Genomic DNA, 22,252 nt, shown 5'->3' with positions numbered 1-22,252 from the left:
ATCGACGGCCATCCCCATAGCCGCATCGAAGACCTCATGCCGTGGCGATTCCGCAAAACGTCAAGCCAGCCTCAATAGGGTTGCGGCTAAGCGCTTACGGATGTCCCGGGTTCTGTTGAATTTCTGAAGAGGTCGGGGTTGCCGTTGAGCCGGTAGGCTCGGCGTGCTGATTCCACAAAGGAGAGCGACGTGATGACGAGAGATATCACACCGGCTGGTTAGCCGGCGACCGGGCTGTGGACGAAGCGTTTGCGAAAGTGCCAGGCGAGCTTTGACCGGTTCTGCCTTCCGGCAGGGATCGAGGCGCTCGGCACGATGACGGAGGCGGATGTGACGGCGGCCTGCGAACGGGTTAGGGCGTGAACGCCCGCGAGGTCACGATTCCGTCCTGGGACAATGGCGGCGCAGGAGCACTGGCTCGCTCGCTGGGCGATGGACTTGATGCTGATCAATGTGTTGACGCGCCGGTTCGCCCGCGCTGTCCGGCTGCCGGAGGGTGACGTGCAGGCATCGGCCGGATCGGGGGGTGTCAAAGTCGGCTGCCTCGCGGAGGTTCGTAGCGCTGCCGACCGCGCGGCTGGCCGACTTCATGGCGGCCGATCTGTCGGCGCTCGACCTTCTGGTGGTCCAAATCGACGGGCTGCATCTCGGCGACGATCTTGTGCTGGCCACCGCGATCGGGGTCGACGGCGAAGTCAAAAAGCATCCGTGGCGCTGGTGGAAGGGGCGACCGGATTGCCGCAACGTTTCAGGCCCTACTGGACGATCTGGTTTCGCGCGGGCGCGACCCGGCGGTGCCAAGACTGTTGAGCGTTGTCGAAGGCGATCTGCCGCACCTTCGGTTCGGTCGCCACGACCCAGCGCTGCCAGATCTACAAGGTGCGCAAACATCATGGAACGCCTGCCGAAAGAGCATCATGCGGCCACCCGTCGGGTGCTGCGCCAACCTGGGAGCTCGATGACGCCGAAATGGCTGAAGAATTGATCCGCAATGTCGCGCGTCGAGTCGATCGGCATGGCTCGGCGTAGCTGTGAGCATCCTCGCGGGCCTCGACGAAATCCTGACTGTCGTCCGGTTGAAGTTGCCGAAGGAGCTTCGTTCATCGCTTGCCTGTACAACATCACCGAGAACATGATGCGCACCATTCGCGGTGTCACGCGCAACATCAAACGCGGGCGGGATGGCCCTGCGACGGGTCACGGCTGGCGCTCGAGGTCAACAACGGCGTCGGACGATTGAAGGCGCATAAGCAATGATCGGTTCTGCGTGCGGCCACGATCGCAGGACGATCAAGCCCATGCCCACGTCACGACGGCCGCGTGGCATTCATTCCGGCAGCGTCGGCCCGGTTGAACAGCCATCGGGAGATCCCCGGCGCTGTTCACGGCGTCAGCCACGCTAACCGAGCCAGCATCTCAATCAGAAAGGGCCGGTCCTCGGCTTTTGCCCCAGTCTGCAGAGCACCGCTCTCCGTGTGCGCGCGTAGCACACTGCCGCAACCCCAATGTTGGCGTGCCCGAGTTCAGCATCAGAAGCGCCTATTGGCGTGAGCGCCTCGGCGGCAACCGAAGGTGACCGCCAAATGTCAAGTATGCTGGGCGGACGGAAGAAGCCCGACGCATCTGCCGGGTCTGAAATGCGTCGGGCTGAGTGGGAGACTGAGTGCGACAGTCTTCCTCCCAGAACCTGTCTCTGCAAATAGTATGCCGCGCCCGTACTGCTACATCACTACCTTGACCTAGATATCTGTTCTGCCGCGAAGTTCCTTGAGGCATTCAGAGAGGCTCGGGGCACAGCTCGTTCTTGAAGGCTAAAACAAGCTGAGCTTACTCCCTTCCAAAAAGTCCCGCCATCACCTTTCGTTTGGATCAAAAATGAGGCAGAAGAACCGAACAACGGGCCGCCGGCTCATCAACAACAGATATCTAGATGTTTCATACATTGCTACGCGTGACTGGAACGATCGCCCCGAGCTCGCGCACGACAGAGGCTAACGATCGAGATCTGAGCTTAGACTTCGCGAAAGGTGCGCTCATTCTTTTGGTGATCGTTGGGCACCTGATCCAGTATGTCATCTACCGAGACGACGGGTTTTGGTATTCGCCGTACTACAAATCGATCTATATGTTTCACATGCCACTCTTTATGGCGATAAGCGGATATCTTTCTTCTCGATCGCTGCTGCAAAAGTCGTTCACTCGAGCCGCCAGCGACCGTGCGAAGCAGCTCTTGCTGCCGATGCTGTTTTGGTGGACGTTCATGGAGACCGTTAAGCTGGCGGCATTGTGGCGCGCGACCAGCATAACGAGCGGACTTTTGGGATTTTTAGACGATTTCGCTGGCACCTATTGGTTCATCTGGGCCACGTTTGTTTCCTACCTTCTCATCAAGATTTCTAGCAGGCTCGACCAGCGATCGTGGGTCATATCTGGCGTAGCCATACTGGTCGCACTCGCGCCTCTGACATTCTCCATATCACCCCTGATCAGATTCACTTACCCATTCTTCTGCTTCGGCTTCTTGCTTGCTCAATCGAGAGAACGATGGACGAGTACATGGCGACGTCACAAGCCGCTCCTGGTCTTATTTCTCTCGATAGTGACTTGCGTATGCTTTCTAGCGTGGGGCAAGGACACCTATGTCTACAATAATCTTGGGATAATTCACGATCTTCGGTCGGCTAAAGACGTGCTTCTGATGTTTGTTGGCTCTGCAGCTGCCTCAGCAATCGTTATCGAACTCCTGCTGCAATGCTGGAGCCTTGGCCATTCAAATCGGATGGCCCGCTTTATCGCTGTGGAGTTGGGCCAGACCACGCTGCTGCTCTACCTGGTCCAGGGTACCGTGTTCCGTCTCATGGATTTCGTACAATTCGGAGAACTTTGGGATCTCACGACCCGGTTGATCATCGCGGGTCTGCTCGGTGCCTCGATTATTGCGATCGCGCTAATGGTGCGCTCGATTGTTCGCGGCGTTCCATATCTATCTCAGCTCGTCGTTGGAATGCCGCCACGCTCAGGTCTCCCGCAGGCCAAACCTGCAATAAACTAGCTGTATTGCATTTAATTGTTTGAGTACGGCAGGGTATTGCGATGGCATCGACTTGTGACGCCCGGAACAGCGGTCGACGGCGACGGCGTGCCGCCCGTCGAGCCGGTGATCGGCATAAGAGCAACCCCATCGAAGCGTGTATTGCTCAGGTTTGTATGGCACCGGCGAACTCAGCCCATTGCGTCCGTCTGTTCAATCGAGAGTCGTGAGATGAGCTTCGCTGTACCAGTCCTCTAGCCGCCGGGTTTCGACCCAGATCTGGCGATCGAACGTAATCCAATCACACTCGGCGAAATGTTTCTTCGAGTGCCGTACTGAATCCGAGACGTCCCAGTCGTTCGACTCTCCGTCTCGGCCCGCAGTTCCCATGCACTACCTTGACTTGGAAGGCGTCCAGTTTACGATCGAGTCGCGCAAACCGTCCGGAAGACGACATGACTCCTGCGACGCGGGGAATGCTGCGTTAAGGACATCAGCTGCCCAGCGCGAGAGGCCCTCCTGCAGCAGCTGACGGTCCTCTACATAGCCTGCGTCTGTGCCAAGCTGCAGGAAATCTCTAGCGTTGCGTATCGTGTCCTCGGGACTGATATGAAAGCTGAGAAACGGCATGTCAGCTACAAGCAGGGCGCGAGGCCTTGTTCGCGCGACCGCCTCCAAGTGGTGATTCATCATCCCATGCTGACGGGTAAAGTGTCATCACACCCAAGGCATACATTGCCGACGCTATCGCCGACAAGAATGACGTCGACGACAGGATCGGCGATACATGCCGTCACCGCATCATAACCCGTGGTCATGACGATGGTGTGCCTTTCCTCCTTGCATCATTGCAGAACTGGAACGTGACGCGTTCAACTGACAGCTGCGAAATGTGGCTCTGTTCGATCTGATCCGGCCTCCGCATGTCTCTGGAAACGGCCTTCCCCTTGGAACCCACATTGCAGATGCGAGGTCACAATCGCCCATTTCGAAAGTCTATGGCAAGGCTCTCTCAAGTCGTTCGGGAAGCCGACGACAGCTCAGGATCCTTCATCTTGCGCTACCGCGCGCGTCTTCAGGCCAGCGCATCGGCAGCGTCACAGATGCGTGCATAAATTTCGTCCAGGTCACCTGCTGTTACACAATATGGCGCATCACATAAATCGTATTACCGAGTGGACGCAGCAAGAGATTGCGGTCGTTAAGAAGGCGTGAAGCCTCGGGCCGACGCCTGCGAGATAGCCGGTATCTCTCGTCTTCAGGTCGAGTGCTGTGATGGTGCCGCTACGGCGAACGTTTGCAAAGCGCGGATCGGCGCGGAATCCTTCAATTGCCTGCTCTTGCATGGTTGCGACCGCAGCGATGCGCCGGTAACATTCCTGGCCTTTCCACAGATCCAGGTTAGCTTTGGCGGCGGCACAGGCCACCGGATTTGCCGTATACGAACTCGAATGAAAGAATGTGCGCGTACGGTCTTTTGAATAATGGGCATCGAAAATCTCTGCCCGGCAGAGTGTCACCGCGAGCGGCAGCGCCCCTCCCGTGAGACCCTTGGAATAGCACGCTATATCTGGCACAACATTGGCCTGCTCACAGGCGAAGATTGTTCCGGTGCGGCCCCAGCCCGTCATGACCTCATCGGCAATGAACAGAACGTCCGACGCCTCGCAGATCCGCTTCATCTCTCTTAGCACCCAAGCTGGGTACATCAGCATTCCGCCTGCCCCTAACATCAGAGGCTCGACAATAAAGGCTGCGGGATTTTCGTTCCGACATGCTGACTCAAGCGCATCGAGCGTCGCCCGCTCACGACCGCTCGCAGGGAACGGGATTGAGGTCACGTCGAACAGGAGAGGTCCGTACGCCGCGTTGAAGACACCGCGGGCACCAACTGACATCGCGCCGAACGTGTCCCCGTGATAGGAGTGCTGCTACAATGATGCGTGTTCGCTCTTCACCTATATTGTGCCAGTAACCGAGTGCCATCTTCAAGGCGACTTCCACGCTGGCTGACCCGCTGTCCGAGTAGAACACGTGGTCCAAGCCTTGGGGTGTGAGTTTCAAAAGGAGCCGAGCGACCTCCTCAGCCGGATCATGCGTGTAGCCGGCGAAAATGACTTGGTTTAGCTTGCCGGCCTGTTCCTGAATCGCGCTCACGATCTACGGATGGCAATGGCCGTGAGTGACGACCCACCAGGGTGAGATTGCATCTATGATTCGATTATGCATCCGCAGTGTAGAGATAAGCACCATCGCCACGCACAACCTTGGTCATCTCGTTGTGAAGAGCATGCTGCGTGAATGGATGCCAAATTGGCGACCTCTTGTTTGGCTTCATGGCGTGAAATCGCCGGGAATAAACGAGCCTTTGAAGACAGCCTGCAGGCTCTCTGCCGTCAAAGGAGAAATCCAGGGCAGCCGTCCTAACCAACGCACCCGCGCGATGTCACAAATTGCGCTCTCAGTCTCCGAATTTCTTTCTCCGATGAATGCGATCCCAAGAATGTCGATCTGGCGCTTTCGCAAGGCCTCTATCGAGAGCAGGGAGTGATTGATGGTTCCGAGTAGCGTGCGCGCGCAAAGCACGACGGGAAGTCGCCACCGCTCGAAGATGTCGATGTAGAGTGCACTAGAATTCAGCGGCACCATCAGCCCGCCAGCGCCTTCGATGACGAGCGGTCGCTCCCCGGTATGCGGCAGGACGAGCGAATCGGGGTCGATGCGAATTCCGTCTATTTCGGCGGCATGGTGCGGCGAGGCGGACGTTTTAAGGCGGTAACGCTCCGGAACGATCCGATCGGCCGGAAGACCGCTCAGTCGTGCGACCTGCTCGCTATCGGTCTCTCCTTCAACACCGGCCTGAATTGGTTTCCAATAATTCGCGCCGAGAAGATGGGCAAGGCCTGCCGAAAAGACAGATTTTCCGATCCCTGCATCTGTGCCGGTCACCACGATCCGCTGGCTCATCGAGATTCGCCCCCCGTCTCCTCAGCGAGGGCATCGAGCATCGCACGCACCTCATCCTCTCCGACGTTGAGCGTCAGTGAAATTCGTAAACGGGCCGTGCCGGTCGGCACTGTTGTCGGTCTGATTCCTCGGATGTCAAATCCGCGAGCCTGTAGCGCGGACGCTAGCCTCATGGCGCGGGCATTCTCGCCAACGATATAGGGAAGGATCTGCGAGTTCGAAGGACTTCTCTCGCCTCGCGCAACCATCTCCTGATGCGTGAACGCGACAAGCTTCGCCAGCCGCTGTTGGCGCTCCGGCTCCTCCTGCAGGATCAACAGAGCCTCCCGTACGGCCACCGCCATTAACGGCGAAGGGGCGGTCGCGAAGATAAACGGGCGACAGCGATTGATCATGAAATCGCGCAGCACGCCAGAGGCGGTGACAAGCGCGCCGGCAGCTCCCAGCGCCTTGCCGCAGGTATGAATAACCAGGAGATGTCCTTCAAACGGCCCTGTGAGCCCTCGCCCCTGCTCGCCGTAAACGCCGGTGGCATGAGCTTCGTCCACAACCAAGAACGCATCGTGCCGGTCCGCGATCGCGAGCAGGTCTTCAAGCGGTGCGAAATCGCCATCCATGCTGTAGAGGCTCTCGACTACGATCCAGACCTGCCTCGCTCCGCCCGCGGCACGCCAGTCGCAAATTGCGCTTTCGATAAACTGCGGGCGGTTATGGGCGGTGATTCGAAACGCGGCTCGGCCAGCTCGTGCTCCTTCGTGAATGCTGGCGTGAACCAGGGAATCAAGGACGAGCAGGTCATCCCGTTGCGGCAACGTTGTCAGCACCGCAACCTTTGCAACATAGCCACCGCCGAAGAAGAGCGCGGTCTGCGCGCCGAAGAACCGCGCCGCTGCTGCTTCGAGGCATTCGTGCTCCTCGCAGTTGCCGCGCAGAAGCCGTGATCCGCCGGCTCTGATCGAAGTACCGGCTTCAAGCGCGGTGACGATCGCTTTTTTCATCCGCGGCGCGCTCGCCAGGGCCAGATAATCGTTGGATGAAAAGTCAATCCCGGTGCGCGGCCTGAGACTCTGCAGGCGGTTCTCGCGTTTAAGCGCATCCAAGCCTGCCGCATAGCTGGTGACTTTACCCGCAATGATGGTATTCATTCTTCACTCGCTGAGCCAAGGGTCGACGCCGCAAAACTCCTAACTGGCCACCAACGACAGGGCTCTACGCGATTAGCTTGTTGGATTCAAATCGGCACGATGCGATTTTGTCGATCAACCAGCACAATGCGCGGCCTGAAGATTCTTGCCTCCGCCTCGTCAACTGAGGCGTATGCAACGATGCTTATCCTATCGCCGGGCATCGCCAGTCGCGCCGCCGCACCGTTCACGTCTACCGTGCCGGACCCTCGCGGCGCTTCTGTCGCAAACGTTGCAAAGCGTGCCCCCGTCTCGAGGTTGTAGAGTTCGACGCGTTCGTTAATCAGGATACCGGCCGCGTCCAAAAGTGCGCGATCAATCGAGATCGAGCCTTCAAAGTGCAGGTCGGATTCAGTTACCGAGGCGCAATGAATCTTTCCCTTCATCAAGACAATCTGCATTTCTTACCTACGCTAGTGGCTTGCGCGCAGCACGCCGTTCTTCTGATGGCTTAAGCGAGTCCAGACGTAATGCCGAGCCGAGCTAACAAACTTGCATCACCGTCAAATTGCGGGTTTTTGATAGTCAGCAACACATCGCCGACAAAGATGGAGTTCGCACCCGCCAAGAAGCATAGGGCTTGGAGTTCATCACTCATGTACTGGCGCCCGGCGGCCAACCGTACGACGCTCTTGGGCATCATGATCCGCGCGGTCGCCACCAGGCGCACCAGTGCAATCGGATCGGGACGCTCCGCCGTGACCTTCACCGGCACGCCATTCACCTCGTTCCACAGGTTGATCCTCGGGTGAAGTGTCCACGTTATGATTGTAGAAGTCGAGGCCGGCGTCGGCGAGGCGTGCGGCTTGCTTTGGCGTGAGCATGCCGGGCGTTACGCACGTCTCCATGCCAACACGTTTAACGGGGGCAATCATGTCGCAGACCTTATCGAGGTCGCGGTCCTTTGGACTGCGCCACGCCGCGGCCATGCAGAAGCGACTCGCCCCGGCCGCCTTGGCGCGCTGCGCGGCGGCGACCACATCAGCGCGATCCGTCAAGCGAGTCGCCTTCAGGCCAGTGTCGTAATACACGCTCTGTGCGCAATAGGCGCAGTCTTCAGGACAGCCGCCGGTCTTGATCTGAGCAGGCTTCCGGTTTCGACGTGGGTCAAAATTACCGCGATGAACGGTCTGGGCCTGAACTAGGAGCTCGGGAATTGGCTGCACGTAAACCCCCTCCGCCTCGGCACGTTCGCAGTCGCGGCGGACCGGCGCGCCGTTGCGGCCGCTATTGCCTTCGGCTTCCACAGCACCCTCAAGATTTTCGCTCGATCGTACAGACGACAACGTCGTGCGTAGCTCCGCAAAGCAACACTCTTGCCCTGTATTGAACGAGAAATATCGCCGAGTTGCGCGGGCATGGCGCTGATATCAGGCTAATCGCCGCCCCCTCATGCAGGATTTCCCCGCAGGCGCGCCTCACTCAGGTAACTAGGCGGTGCGTCCGGTAGTTGCGCCCCCTAGGAGCCTCTTCCGATGCAAATGTATTTGGCCGCGCGCCGTGTATAACGGAGCGACGGATCTGCTCACCTGACTGAATCCTCAATGGTGTTGTTATGCGCGTCACATTCCGCACAACAAACGGCGGCCTCAACAAGCCGACTCTGCGAGCGTTACCTTCCGCCCCTTTCAGAAGTGCAGCGGGTTGGGCTCTGGGGCGCAGAGTAGTGGCTGACGGCCCCTTGGCGGGCCTTGGCCACCTAGGCTCGCTCGCCGCTGTGCTCGTCGTCCCTGGCTGTGTGAGCAACTCCGCGGGAGTCTCGATTATGTCGCCGCCGCCCGACTTGGCTCCGGCGGGGCGAGATCCGCTAAGGTGTCGCACTCATCTGCGCAAACAGAATTGCCGCTTCAGACGGCCCGAGCCCGACGATGCCCACGAAGGCTGCCGGAGGCATCGGAATGACCTGCCGCGTCGGCCTCCAGAGATGCAGGCAATAGCGACTATTGTTCACATACTGCGAATGAGGAGGATGCAGCTGCATCACGCATTCCTCTTCATCCCAAAACATATCTTTAGCGAGGCACATCTCCTCCCAGTTTGGAGATCGCCGTGGCGTCGACACTGAGACATGCTCCCATCCCGGACGGATTAAGCCGATGATCTTGAGTTGGCAGCCACAAGGCCCCTGCACGAAGAAGAGACCAGAAGGGCCAGACCCTGGTGCAGTGGCGAATTGGCCCTCGCGAACGCGCCCCGCTTCCAGTCTTTCTACACTGTGCCTCCTCATGCGTCCTCCATTTGGCCGATAGAGTTGCATCCGGCACCACTCGTCTTGTCCGAGTCGCACATCGAACGGGCACCCGGGCATGGGCAGCCCCAGCTACCGCTGATCATCTGCACCGAACCTACTTGGATGAAGATCATCGGTTCTATCCGCACCGTTCACCGGGGAGTTCTCTTGGGTTTGTCTTTCGACATCTGATCGTCTCTTCAATTTTCTTGTCATTCGCGCCTTCGTTGCGAACCCGGCAGACAATCTGCGCAGAGATCTATGATGGCCCGTCTTGGCAAGCCGTGCCAGCAGGAGCTTCTGCTCGCCTCTTCGCCTGAACATGTCCGCAATGTATGGCGTTGAGTTCAGCAGTGCTTGGTGCAAGATGCCAGAATTCGACTGAAACGCCTCACGCCAAAATGGCGGCGGAAGCCAATTCGCGTGGCATGATCCGGCGAACCGGCTACTTTGTCACCCAAACAAACGTCCTGGCTTCGGCAACATGATGCAAAGCGCGACGCCAATGCCTCGCCAGTTCATCGAGCGAGAGGCTTTTGATTCGACGACCTGACGGTGGGCTTTCATCTCATCCTTCTCATGTCTAGCGGTTAGCCGGCTTGCCGCCTGAGACACCGTCAATGCGTCATCTATGTGGCCGGCCCCGCGACTCAGAATGGATTCATGGTCAGAGGCTCGGACGCGCGGACCGCGCTCGTTCAGCAGCCTAGCTCATTGGCCTTACCGCATGACGCAGTTTCGCAGTTCAGCTAACGGGCTGTGAGCTCCAACGGAGAGACACCCGCGCCGAGGTCACAAGGCGTTGACGATCGGTGCAACCGTCCGCCCGCTGGCGATCAGAACTGCCCATCAAGCTCATTTCTTTGCCGCCCCTCCGCGAGGCGAGCCAGCTTATCATATTCTTCAGCGACCTTGAGGAGCCTGCATCTGGATGTGTCGTCCTCGAGCGACTCCGCTTTTCTTCGGGTCGCTTCAGCACGGCTTCTCCAATGTTTGGCGTCTGAGAACAGCTTTTTTTCCTTCATGCGGAAGACGATGCAATTTTTAGATCACGAAAATGCGACACATGCCCTACGTAAGATCCCGTAGGTTGGCTTTCGCAAAAGCACCTCATTTGCGGTTATCTGCCGACCACTCTGTTGATGTCTGCGATGCGACAAGCCGCTCGCAGCAAGCGCGGCAAAGGGCGCGAATGCGCGACTCTCGACATTAGGGCTTGAATCGTACGTAGCGTCAGATTGTAGGGTCTCTTACAGTTGGCAAGCGTGCTTGGCCGTACAACAGCTTCCGGGCGACACAATTTCGAGTGTATCATTTGGCGCCCAGATTGCAGAACGCCCGCCTTGTCCCGGGCGCCGCAGTGAAGTCGCCTCGGCGAATCATTGCACGTGTGGCGACTAAGCCAGGCTGCAGGGGAACCGGATTCTAAGATCGCAGCAGCATCCTCGCGTGGCGGTTGCCCGATTTGACAGATTGCTCACGCAGAAGGTCGCCGTCCGGAGATCGGGGCCTCGCAGCTCAGAGTGGAATGGAAGTTGGAGGCCATACTCATCTTACGTAGCCGTGATGCGGCCGCGGGGAACCTGCAATAGCTTGCTCACGCCAAAACAGGTAGCTCCAGGCATACACGGTTGCCAGCATTCTCGCCAGAGATGCGTCGACTGGTCGCTCATGCCGAAGCCGCCTTCGGGTGCCTGGATTGCCTCCGCCGCCGCCTCCATCACGTTTTTCGTATCCAAAGACGGGCAACACGGCCTTCGCAGTAGCAATGACTTCTACAGCTTTGGCTAGCAAGTGGCCGTTCAACTGATGGCCATGGCGAGCGCGCGAGGTCAGACCACAAGGAAATCTCGATCTATGCTCTGTCCGAAATGTCACACAGATAACTGGTGCGAGATCGCAATGCACGATCCCTGGAGCGGCCGACCAGTGATCAACTGCAATACTTGCGGTGAGTATGCCGAATACGATTGCCTCCAGCGCAAAACAGCGCACGCGATCATCGCAGCTACCTTGGCCTGTAACGTTAGCAAAGAGGACGAGCGAGATCCGCGGGCGGTTGCTGAAACGATTTTGGATGTGCTGGAGAATGCCGGCCTAACAATCGCTCGCGCCTCAAGATGAATGGGAGGACGCCGATCGGCGCCCGCTACAAGGCCCCGGCCATCCATCAGAGAGCATGGCCAACTGCGCCGCTCGTTCCAACAGCCATTTGATTGCCTGCAAAACCGCGGTCTTTCCCCCGGCCGACCAGGAGTAGTCGGCGTAGCAAGTCTTCAATACCAACACGATTGTAGCAAACGCGCCAATCTGGACTCGAGCCGCGATGCTCTCAATGGGACCAGGGCTGAGTACCGCTTAGGCCTTCCAACGTGACGCTCGGCAAATCTTCCCACAAATATCGAATCCGCGATGATCAACCCGGCGTGGCCTGCACCTGACGACGCCTTTCGAGCTCGTCCATAGTTCAAGGTTATCTAGAACGGCGAAGTCATTGTTGGGTTACCTGACGGGAGCTTGGCTCTTTGACCAGGTTAACGGGCTGCCGATTGATCTCGTTTCCAATCTTCTCAGCCGCCGCGGCACCGACAACTCCCGGGAAGCAGCCCCATTACGATGGTGACAGCGGCAGAGCTCGGCTGGATAGACAAAGCCAATTCGCACCGACTCGCCAGAGCATTCCAGCCATGGGCGATCGATTGCGTCGCCAAGGCACCTCCTATCCACACATTTAAGTAAGCTTGATTGATTCGCTTGATCACTCGTGGCCACCGACGAGCAGCCTCCCAACTGGGGGGTCGCTATGCGCGCACACTCGAGCGGACCTGAGCTGCGCCTTCCGCAGACGATTGATACCCAAAGCCAACTGCCTTGGTGAAGCGCCTCCCGCCCTGCTCGTCTTGCGGCTGGCTCCTGGCAAACGAATACGGGTTCGACATATTCACGCGATAAGCTCGGAGAGGGATTGAATCATACGTAGCGTCAGATTGTAGAGTGCACAGCTAGGGAGCACCAATGTTCGGCCGCTTCCAGCGGAGCAGGCCGACCGCTTGCGATGAGAGGTCTTCTGCCAAAGCGGCTGAGGATCGCGCTCAGCCGAAGAACGCCTTTCTGTCCTGTCCACGCAATCGCCGGCCCCATGAAGACAAGATCGCCCACATGTAAGAAGGACCAATCCAGCCTTGGAGGCTACGAAATACGTTTGCGGGCACTGAGTTCCAAACCAGCCGCCGCGAGATCGATGCGGTATCCCGGAGCGGTCATGTGAGAGGACCCGATGGATCCAACAGGGTCTTGCTCGTCGATCACTGTGAGGGCCAATGCCGGGCCATTGTTGGTTTCAAGAATGGCGATCCGGGAGCCGCGTATATGTGCGGCGCCCCCGTTGTGACGGGGCCTCGCCAAAAGCTGTCATCGTGGTGCGCTTATCACCATTCCCGAATGCACGTCATGCCATGGTCGGACGGACGCAGCCTCGTTGAACGAAAGCAGACTAGATGAACAACAGTAATCCGAGACGAGTCCGCGCAAGTGCTAGGCATGGCAGCGGCCATCGCGGGAGCAAGAGAGCTGCCGATAGATCCGCGAGCTGGATCCGCTCGAGGTGCAGGCCTGACGATTGCCCAAGAGCCGAACGCCGATCCGGCAATGAGGCCCATCAAGACCTGACGAGCGAGTATTGAGAAGCTCATGTGAGCGCCTTGGAAGAGATGATGTGGAAGTTTATACCCGCGAGGGACTGAAGATTGATCTCGGCACCTTGATTTAGGGCAACACCGCGTTCGAACCCGATAAGCCGGCGATCCATTTCGAGACGCGCCTCTAAAGCTTACGCTGCTTTCGGCGCATTCGAGCGGGGGCACTTGGCTTAATGGCCCGGCTCGACCTCTCCACTCTCCACGAGCAGCTCATCCGACTTCCTTCTGCCGAGGGGCTGCAAATCAAATGTGATAGTTGAGGTAGAACGCAGTTGATCCGTCAGCTCAGGCTGCTATCCGCAGAATGCTTGCTCAAGAACCGGACTTTGCCGACAAGAGAAGGGGCGCTCGGGACCAGCAAACCACCAGTTTCAATGGCAGCGGCACGTGCTCGAGGCGGCTTAATTCACCCACAAGCGGGCTTTGCCTGGTCATACTACGGCCGGCCCGAAGACATGCTTGCGAGCGCGGAAAACACCCCCCGGCGGAATGGTCGCCGAACCGAGCACTGACCTTGTGAGCCATATCGTCCGCGCTAAACGCACCATTGTTGTTGATTCCTTGGCCACTCGCGAGCAATGAACCGCCAGATGCCTTTCGCTACTGAATTCGCCCTTCGGGGGCGCAGGGCACACTAATCGTCGCGATAACCCCCTTGAGGTCCCATATAGCACTGGCCTCATTCATCCAGCGTTTTTCTGTGAACTCAAACAGCACGGAAGCAGTATGCGCGCCTTCACTTTTGCTTGCCAGATCACCAACTTGATTGTCCAGAAATGATCGACGATGATAAGTACTGCGCGACAGAGAACGAATTTAAATGCTTTGTTTGGCCGGCTTGCTCGCGGTTGCACTGGATGAACAGCAAGATTGGAAAACTCTTAGGCAAGGACACGAAATGAGGGAAACTCGCTGGCTCAACGTGCGAGTTGACCACGAACGGACTGTGGAACGCTTCTCGGCCAAACGGGTCTGCTTACCTCCCATCCGCGCCGCAATTTCATTGGTCGCGCCCACGCCGAGAAACGCCTGACGAAGGCCGAACGGAATCTTCCGGACTACAAACTTTCGTATAGTCCTTCAAAACCCTTTCGATGTGGAAGGTTACCTCCGTACAGTTGAGCGCTTGATGCAATGCCTATACAGAATCCAGAACTCGGCCGTTCGAGAGCGTGACGCTTCCGCATTTCGAAGAGGCCAGACGCGATTGACGTCGTCGATCGGGGACCGACATTAGCCTGCACAGAGCAACGATTTGTCAAACCAAGAGAGCAAACGGCGGGTCGCTCTAATCACCGGCGTGACTGGACAGGACGGCGCCTATCTGGCCGAATATCTGCTGTCGCTCGGCTATGTCGTGCACGGCATCAAGCGGCGCTCGTCCTCGTTCAACACTGCGCGGGTCGACCATCTCTACCAGGACCCGCATCTCGGGGACGTGCCGTTCCTGATGCACTACGGCGACATGACGGACTCGACCAATCTGATCCAGCTGGTGCAGCAGATCCGGCCGACCGAGATCTACAATCTGGCCGCCCAAAGCCACGTCGCGGTCAGCTTCGAGAGTCCCGAATACACCGCCAATGCCGATGGGATCGGCGTGCTGCGGCTGCTGGAAGCGATTCGCATCCTCGGCATGGTGAAGGAGACGCGGTTCTACCAGGCCTCGACCTCCGAGCTCTACGGCCTCGTCCGGGAGATCCCGCAGAAGGAGACCACGCCGTTCTATCCGCGCTCGCCCTACGGCGTGGCAAAACTCTACGGCTACTGGATCACGGTGAACTACCGCGAAGCCTATGGCATGTTCGCCAGCAACGGCATCCTGTTCAACCACGAGAGCCCGATCCGCGGCGAGACATTTGTGACCCGCAAGATCACGCGCGCTGTCGCCCGTATCGAGGTCGGGCTGGAGGAGACGCTCTATCTCGGCAATCTCGAAGCCAAGCGCGACTGGGGCCACGCGCGCGATTACGTCGAGGGCATGCACAAGATCCTGCAAGCCGACAAGCCCGATGATTTCGTGCTCGCCACCGGCGAGATGCACTCGGTGCGCGAGATGGTCGAGCTATCGTTCGCCCACCTCGGCCGCCGCATTGCATGGCGTGGAGCAGGGGTCGAGGAGACCGGCGTCGATGAGACGAGCGGCAAGACGGTGGTGAAGATCGATCCGACCTATTTCCGCCCCACCGAGGTCGATCTCCTCGTCGGCGACGCCAGCAAGGCGCATCAGGTGCTCGGCTGGAAGCCGAAGCACACGTTCGCCCAGCTCGTCGAGGAGATGATGGCAAGCGATCTGGCGGAAGCAAAACGGGAGGCGGCCCATGGCAAGCGCACCGTTTGAGCTGAAGGGCAAAAGCGTCTACGTCGCCGGCCATCGCGGTATGGTCGGCAGCGCGATTGCGCGCCGGCTCGCGCGGGAGGACGTGCAGCTCGTCACGGTCGACCGGCGCGAGGTCGATCTCTGCAACCAGACGGCCGTGTTCGAATGGTTCGCGAAAACGCGGCCGCAGGTGATCTTCCTCGCCGCCGCAAAAGTCGGCGGCATCGTCGCCAACGACACGCTGCGGGCCGAGTTCATCTACGACAACATCACGATTGCTGCGAACGTGATCCAGGCCGCGCATCAAAACGGCGCCGAAAAGCTGATGTTTTTGGGCTCGTCCTGCATCTATCCGAAGCTAGCCCCACAGCCGCTGCGCGAGGTCTCGGTGCTATCAGGCCCGCTGGAGCCGACCAACGAGCCCTATGCGATCGCCAAGATCGCCGGCATCAAGATGGCGGAAGCCTATCGCAGCCAGTATGGCAGCGACTTCATCAGCGTGATGCCCACCAATCTCTACGGCCCCGGCGACAATTATCATCCCGAATTGAGCCATGTCGTTGCCGCGCTGATCCGCCGCTTCCACGAGGCGAAGGTCGCGGGCGCAAAGAGTGTCGCCGTGTGGGGCACCGGCACGCCACGGCGCGAGTTCCTTTATGTTGACGACATGGCGGATGCCTGCGTGCACCTGATGAAGAGCTATTCGGGACCGGAGCTGATCAATATCGGCACAGGCGAGGACATCACCATCGCCGAGTTCGCCCGTGTCGTCGCCGAGGTCGTTGGCTACAGCGGCGAGATTGCCTTCGACACGTCGCGCCCCGATGGCACTCCGCGCAAGCTGCTCGACGTCAGCCGTCTCGCAAGCCTCGGCTGGCGCGCGAGGACATGGCTTGTAGATGGAATGCGCCAGACCTACCGGGCCTTCTTGGCCGTATCGGGTACATCGGACAAAACGAGAGCCTCATGCAGCTGCTAACTGCTGACGGCGCTCATTGTGCGATTGCCAGACAGTTGCTTTAGGATCTCCCGGCGAATTCGACAGGGCTCCACGTTTTCTTGGAGTTCGAGCACCTCCGGGTGCCGCGTGCCCGATGGAGGGCAGGCACGGCTAGACTGGCGGATAACTAAAGCGAGCGAATTGGTCAGGCGCGCCTTGCGGGACGCTCTGTTTTGAACTTGAGGTAAACTGACTAAATGTGCGGAATTGTCGGCATCTTGGGGCGCGGTCCGGTCGCGGATCGTCTGATCGATTCACTGAAGCGACTGGAATATCGTGGCTATGACTCAGCGGGCATCGGAACGCTCAAAGGAAACCATATCGAGCTTCGACGCGCCGAGGGGAAGCTGAGGAACCTTGAGACACGCGTTCGCTGCCATCCGCTCTCAGGCCATGTCGGGATTGGGCACACGCGCTGGGCTACTCACGGCAAGCCGACGGAGCACAATGCTCATCCCCATGCAACGGACAATGTTGCAGTCGTCCATAACGGCATAATTGAGAACTTCCGCGAGCTGCGAGCGGAGCTAAAACAGCATGGCGCCTGTTTCGCCTCTGAAACAGACACCGAGGTGGTGACGCATCTCATCGACTTTTATCTGAAAGATGGCTGCTCGCCGCAGGAGGCAGTAAAAGCGTCGCTGCCGCGGCTAATCGGCGCGTTTGCGCTTGCAATCCTGTTCAAGGATCAACACGACCTCATGATCGGTGCGCGCAAGGGCTCACCACTCGCGATCGGACATGGAGAAGGCGAAATGTATCTCGGATCGGATGCTATCGCGCTCGCGCCCCTTACCGGCTTGATCACCTACCTTGAGGACGGCGATTGGGCTGTGCTCAACCGCAACTTCAGCGTGGTCTACGACGCACAAGGCACAGTTGTCCGCCGGGAGGTGATGAAATCTGGCGCGTCGTCGGTTCTCGTCGACAAAGCAAACTACCGCCACTTCATGGCGAAGGAAATCCACGAACAGCCAGAGGTGATCGGGCAGACGGTGGCGCGTTACGTCGATATCGCCACCGAGAGCGTGGCACTGCCGCAGGAGCTTCCGTTCGACTTCAACGAGATCGGACATATCTCGATCACGGCTTGCGGTACGGCAGGCTACGCCGGCCATGTCGGCAAATACTGGTTCGAGCGGCTGGCTCGTATTCCGGTCGAGCTCGATGTCGCCTCCGAATTTCGGTATCGTGAGGCGCCGATGCGCAAGGGAGATCTTGCTATCTTCATCTCGCAGTCCGGCGAGACGGCCGATACGCTGGCCGCGCTCCGCTATGCCAAATCGCAAGGCCTGCATACCCTCTCTGTCGTGAACGTACTGAGTTCGACCATTGCGCGCGAAAGCGGGACAGTGTTGCAGACGCTCGCCGGACCTGAGATCGGCGTTGCCTCGACCAAGGCGTTCACATGCCAGCTGGTCGTCCTTGCGGCGCTTGCGGTCGCTGCTGGCAAGGCGCGCGGTGAATTGCCGGATAGCGACGAGGTCGATCTCGTGCGAGCGCTGATCGAAATCCCACGGCTTGTTACCGCGGCGCTTGCCAGCGAGCCGCAGATCGAGAAGCTCGCACGCGACATCGCCAAATCGCGTGACGTGCTATATCTTGGTCGCGGCACGTCGTTTCCATTGGCCCTGGAGGGGGCACTGAAGCTGAAGGAGATCTCCTATATTCACGCCGAGGGCTATGCGGCCGGAGAGCTCAAGCACGGCCCGATCGCCTTGATCGACGAGAGCGTTCCCGTAATCGTCATTGCTCCCTGCGACCGGGTGTTCGAAAAGACCATCTCGAACATGCAGGAGGTCGCCGCACGCGGCGGCAAGATTATCTTGATAACGGACGCTCGGGGAGCCGCAGAGGTATCCATGGATTCACTCGCGACGATTGTGATGCCGGAGATGGATACGACGTTCACGTCCATTGTTTATGCGATTCCGGTGCAGCTTCTGGCCTACCACACGGCCATCCTGATGGGCACGGACGTCGACCAACCCCGAAATCTCGCGAAATCGGTAACTGTCGAATAAGGCAAGGTGATGCGACCTGGACATCGTGGTCAGATTCCGAATGCGCACAAGCCTCGGTCAGATCGAATTACGATGTGCCGCCCAGCTCCTGGCCCGATGCCACCGCATGGTTTCGCGGCGGTTCATAGCCCTCGCTTACGGAGGCGAGCCTCATGTGCAAAATTTACGGCCAATCAGGTTGCGAGGCTGGCGTGGCCTTGCCTCCGGCAAGCAAGCAGTCGCGCAGGGCTTATCACGACATTCCGATTGCTTGGACCTGGTCATAATTCGTGACAAACATCCAGGTTTCTAATACGACGTGGAAGCCAGATGAAGCTGTTCGATTAAGCCCATTATCGCTGAGGAGGCCCGCTGTGATCCTCCCCCTCAGCGCGGGTTTTGGACCGCATTAGGACCGCAGCGCCCCTCGAAGTACGAGGCGCGCCTCGCTTCGAAGGACAACGTGGCACTTGCCCGAGCATGGCGATCGGCGCTATCGGACGGGCTCGATCACCAGCACGCTCACCAAATCTTTTCCGTAAACCTCAGGTTAACTTGAGCAACTCGAGGCCAAATCGCTGGACATCGGGTGAGATGCTAACGCACCTCGGCTCCAATCGCAGGCTCGCGAGCTGTTCTAGCAGACATCTCACGGCAGCTCTTCCCTGCCGCTCTATCCCATGCATCTCGTCCTTGCTTTTCATTGCATGTCGGTGCGCTCAATGAGGAATTCGGCCACGCCACAGACAACAACCTTTCCACCGAGAATTGCCCGAGGTTTCAATAGGTTGAGAGTCACTCCTGCGACGCGAGCGGAATAACGCCCGAAAAACTGTGCGAGTTTGCGGCAATTGCCGAAAATATGCCGGAAACGTCAGGCGCTTACGGGTTGGTCGATAGTGCCCTTATGGCAGATTCGCGGCCATGAAACTGCACTCGGCTGGCGTGAGATTTTCTCCAGAACCGGCCATTTCAAACCGAGAGGAAACTCGCCATGTCACCAGTGTCCATCGCGCAAGCGTCAAAGGCCAAACAGCGCATTGGCGCCATCTTACGTGCGACGAGCGGCAACTTCCTCGAGCAGTTCGACTTCTTCTTGTTCGGGTTCTACGCCAGTGCCATCGGAAACGCGTTCTTTCCATCAGGAAGCGAAACCGCTTCACTGCTTAACACCTTCGGTGTGTTCTGGCTGGGGGCTTTGATGCGACCTGTTGGCGCGATTGTGCTTGGAGCCTATATTGACCAGATTGGCCGTCGGCAAGGCCTGATCATCACGCTTTCGATTATGGCTATTGGCACCGTCATCATCGCCTTTTGTCCCGGCTATGCAACGATCGGCATTGCCGCACCCGCGATCGTGCTGTTCGGACGGCTGTTGCAGGGCTTTTCTGCGGGCGTTGAGGTTGGCGGCGTTTCCGTCTACCTCTCCGAGATTGCCACCCCGGGTAACCGCGGCTTTTACACATCGTTTCAGTCCTCGAGCCAGCAGGTTGCGATCTTTGTCGCGGCTCTTATCGGATATTTTTTGAGCGAAGCACTTCCGGCCGAAATGGTTGCCGCCTGGGGCTGGCGGATCCCATTCTTCCTTGGCTGCCTGATCGTTCCGCTTATCTTCTTCCTGCGCCGGACGCTGGAGGAAACTCCGGAGTTTCTGGTCATGAAGACCCACCCAACGGCCCGCGAGGTCTTTGCCTCCACAGTTGCGAACTGGCGCATTGTCATTCTTGGCATGATGATCGCAATGCTGACGACCACGACCTTCTATTTCGTCACAGTGTACACGCCTACGTTCGGCAAGCACGTATTGCAGCTGTCCTCGCAGACCACGCTCTTGGTGACGCTTTTGGTCGCCGTGACGAACTTCATCTGGAACCCAATCGGCGGCGCGATCTCTGATAGAATCGGTCGGAAGCCGGTCTTGCTGACCATTGCTGGCCTTGCCTTGGTGACTGTATATCCGGCGTTGTCCTGGCTTGTGACCGACCCAAGCTTTGGCAAGATGGTGGTCGTGGAGATGATGTTCTCGTTCTATTTTGGCACCTACAGCGGCGCCATGTTGGGCGCTTTGGTCGAAATCGTGCCGAAGCACGTTCGCACAACCTGCTTTTCTTTAGCCTTCGCACTCGCCGCAGCTCTCTTTGGTACCTTTACGCCGCTGGCATCGACTTGGCTGATCGATCGGACCGACGACAAGGCTTCGCCGGGTTTCTGGTTGATGTTTGCAGCTTTGCTCGGCATTATCGCCGCGCTCAGGATTTATCCAGGAAACACCAACAGAGTTGCGAAGCTGTCGCGACCCGAGGGGTCTAACGGGGCCGTAAGCGCGCAATTTACCACACGTTAGCAGCGCGCCCACGGGGGACCTTCACGTCCAAGACTGAACTGAGCGGGGTGCGTGGCGGTCCTTGCGGTGATCTCGGTAGTCCGCGTGCCACTCGGCGGGCCGCGGGCCACTGCGGAATTCATGCAGCCTCAAGACGTGCCCGTTAAGTTTGCATGGCAGCGCACGTGGAGCTCGCGCGAGGGATGTATCTCCCTCGCGCGAGCTCTGCTCGTTTTTCACCTAACCGAAAAGTGCGAGTCGCGCCGCTCGACCACACAACGCATCGAGCGTTGCGTTAGTGCTCAGCCATTCCGACTCAGCATCAGCGACGGCTCGTCCCGATACAGCTCGACATTGCATAGGAAGAAGGTGTATCGCAGCTCGCCAATTCTCAGCTAGCGGTCGAAAAGCTTGAATCGTGCCTGGTGCGCCGCGCGTCGGGCCAGCATGACCACGACCCGGGCCGTCGCTGGCTCCGCTCGATCAGCGGCGACTTCACGCACCGCTAGTTTGGGCGGATGAGGTACCGCGCGCAAGCTGTGCGAGCTCCGTCTCGAGCGTAGGGTTGCGCTTGAACATGGCGTCGATCAACGCTTGCGCCGGCTGCTCGGCCGCTTCCACCCACGTCGCCTTCTCCGCTCGTGCGGAGGGCGCGAAGACACGCTTGACGACCGTCGGCGACCCCCTCAGACCGCATTTGGCCATGTCATCCACGCCGGCAGTTTGAGCGCTCCATTTTACGACGGAGGCACGGGCCGCACGCAAGGCGTCGATCATTGCACCGCGGCGAATTTGATTGCTTGCCTCTAACATGCTGACGAGACAAGGAAGCTTGGAACGCAGCACTTGGACTCCTCCTTCGCAGCGCCGTTCCGCATCGATCGTGCGTGCTTTGAAGTCCAACGCTTTGATTGTTGAAACATACGTAAGCTGCTGGACCCCGAGCCTCTTTGCAATGCCAGGTCCCACCTGCGCCGTATCGCCGTCGATAGTCTGCTTGCCAGTGAATATGACGTCTGGTGGGCCATATTCCTTCCCGATATTGCGAATCGCGCACGCCAGAGCGTAACTCGTCGCCAGCGTATCAGAGCCTGCGAAACTACGATCGGTGAGCAGGACAGCACGATCGGCACCAAATGTCAGCGCCTTTCGGAGAGATTCTTCGGCCGACGGCGGCCCCATTGTCAGAACAGTGATTTCGCCGCCGAACTTGTCTCGTAGCTCGAGCGCAGCTTCCAGTGCGAACAGATCATATGGGTTGATGATCGTCGGCACGCCCTGCCGCATGATCGTATTCGTGATAGGATGCACGCGGATTTGTGCGGAGTCGGGGACCTGTTTGATGCAGACGATGCTGTGCATATGCTTCTCCTAAGATGTTGAGCAGGCTCCCCACGAATAGCAACTGTCATACCACCCCAGGCACTTCGCCGATGAGAGACGAATGCAACGGCTGGCGACTGACGGTGAGACCGTTGGGACTGCGACGAGTTGCG

The 22,252-nt window shown here is 58.6% G+C and carries 10 protein-coding genes and 4 pseudogenes; 7 read left to right on the top strand and 7 right to left on the bottom strand.

The window, feature by feature from the left end:
- Positions 1 to 234: 234 nt before the first annotated feature.
- Together IVB50_RS13900 and nolL are read left to right on the top strand one after the other, a co-directional pair.
- Positions 235 to 1,254, top strand: a pseudogene (locus IVB50_RS13900) (transposase); the annotation flags it as partial.
- Between the two features lie 676 nt (positions 1,255 to 1,930).
- Positions 1,931 to 3,052 (top strand): nodulation factor fucose acetyltransferase NolL, encoded by a 1,122-nt coding sequence (gene nolL, locus IVB50_RS13895; protein WP_247296058.1) that lies wholly within the window; start codon positions 1,931 to 1,933, stop codon positions 3,050 to 3,052.
- A gap of 537 nt (positions 3,053 to 3,589) precedes the next feature.
- Here the strand turns inward: nolL and IVB50_RS13890 are convergent.
- From IVB50_RS13890 to IVB50_RS13865, 6 genes and pseudogenes are all read right to left on the bottom strand, one after another.
- Positions 3,590 to 3,894 (bottom strand): annotated as a pseudogene (locus IVB50_RS13890) (3-methyl-2-oxobutanoate hydroxymethyltransferase); the annotation flags it as partial.
- 212 nt (positions 3,895 to 4,106) lie between these two features.
- Positions 4,107 to 5,369 (bottom strand): annotated as a pseudogene (locus IVB50_RS13885) (adenosylmethionine--8-amino-7-oxononanoate transaminase).
- Positions 5,366 to 5,998: a dethiobiotin synthase gene (bioD, locus tag IVB50_RS13880; RefSeq protein WP_247296056.1), complete on the bottom strand. Its 633-nt coding sequence runs from the start codon at positions 5,996 to 5,998 to the stop codon at positions 5,366 to 5,368. Before bioD ends, IVB50_RS13885 begins: the two are co-directional and overlap by 4 nt.
- On the bottom strand, positions 5,995 to 7,143 hold the full coding sequence (locus tag IVB50_RS13875) for an 8-amino-7-oxononanoate synthase (RefSeq protein WP_247296054.1): 1,149 nt from the start codon (positions 7,141 to 7,143) through the stop codon (positions 5,995 to 5,997). The genes bioD and IVB50_RS13875 overlap by 4 nt, the downstream gene beginning before the upstream one ends.
- Positions 7,144 to 7,229: 86 nt before the next feature.
- On the bottom strand, positions 7,230 to 7,583 hold the full coding sequence (panD, locus tag IVB50_RS13870) for an aspartate 1-decarboxylase (protein ID WP_018455497.1): 354 nt from the start codon (positions 7,581 to 7,583) through the stop codon (positions 7,230 to 7,232).
- Between the two features lie 50 nt (positions 7,584 to 7,633).
- Positions 7,634 to 8,348, bottom strand: a pseudogene (locus IVB50_RS13865) (radical SAM protein).
- A 2,966-nt stretch (positions 8,349 to 11,314) separates the two neighbouring features.
- Here IVB50_RS13865 and IVB50_RS13860 point away from each other — a divergent pair.
- The 5 genes from IVB50_RS13860 (at position 11,315) to IVB50_RS13840 (ending at position 20,777) form a co-directional block, all read left to right on the top strand.
- Positions 11,315 to 11,536 carry a hypothetical protein gene (locus tag IVB50_RS13860; RefSeq protein ID WP_157642944.1) on the top strand — a complete coding sequence of 74 codons (222 nt, stop codon included), beginning with the start codon at positions 11,315 to 11,317 and terminating at the stop codon, positions 11,534 to 11,536.
- A 2,829-nt stretch (positions 11,537 to 14,365) separates the two neighbouring features.
- Entirely contained in the window at positions 14,366 to 15,451 is a 1,086-nt protein-coding gene (gene gmd / locus IVB50_RS13855) for a GDP-mannose 4,6-dehydratase (protein ID WP_247296052.1), read from the top strand.
- Positions 15,432 to 16,409, top strand: a complete 978-nt coding sequence (locus IVB50_RS13850; protein WP_275991526.1) for a GDP-L-fucose synthase — start codon at positions 15,432 to 15,434, stop codon at positions 16,407 to 16,409. Before gmd ends, IVB50_RS13850 begins: the two co-directional genes overlap by 20 nt.
- A 218-nt stretch (positions 16,410 to 16,627) precedes the next feature.
- Positions 16,628 to 18,454, top strand: a complete 1,827-nt coding sequence (gene glmS / locus IVB50_RS13845; RefSeq protein ID WP_247296050.1) for a glutamine--fructose-6-phosphate transaminase (isomerizing) — start codon at positions 16,628 to 16,630, stop codon at positions 18,452 to 18,454.
- Positions 18,455 to 19,427: 973 nt separating this feature from the next.
- Positions 19,428 to 20,777, top strand: coding sequence for an MFS transporter (locus IVB50_RS13840; protein ID WP_247296049.1), 1,350 nt, complete (start codon positions 19,428 to 19,430; stop codon positions 20,775 to 20,777).
- A 474-nt stretch (positions 20,778 to 21,251) separates the two neighbouring features.
- On the opposite strand, the gene IVB50_RS13835 is transcribed toward IVB50_RS13840, so the two are convergent.
- Positions 21,252 to 22,118: an electron transfer flavoprotein subunit beta/FixA family protein gene (locus tag IVB50_RS13835; protein WP_247296047.1), complete on the bottom strand. Its 867-nt coding sequence runs from the start codon at positions 22,116 to 22,118 to the stop codon at positions 21,252 to 21,254.
- Between the last annotated feature and the right edge of the window lie 134 nt (positions 22,119 to 22,252).

The sequence above is a fragment of the Bradyrhizobium sp. 87 genome (assembly GCF_023073015.1).
Taxonomy (GTDB): Bacteria; Pseudomonadota; Alphaproteobacteria; order Rhizobiales; family Xanthobacteraceae; genus Bradyrhizobium; species Bradyrhizobium canariense_D.
This window is presented reverse-complemented; position numbering and strand designations above follow the sequence as displayed.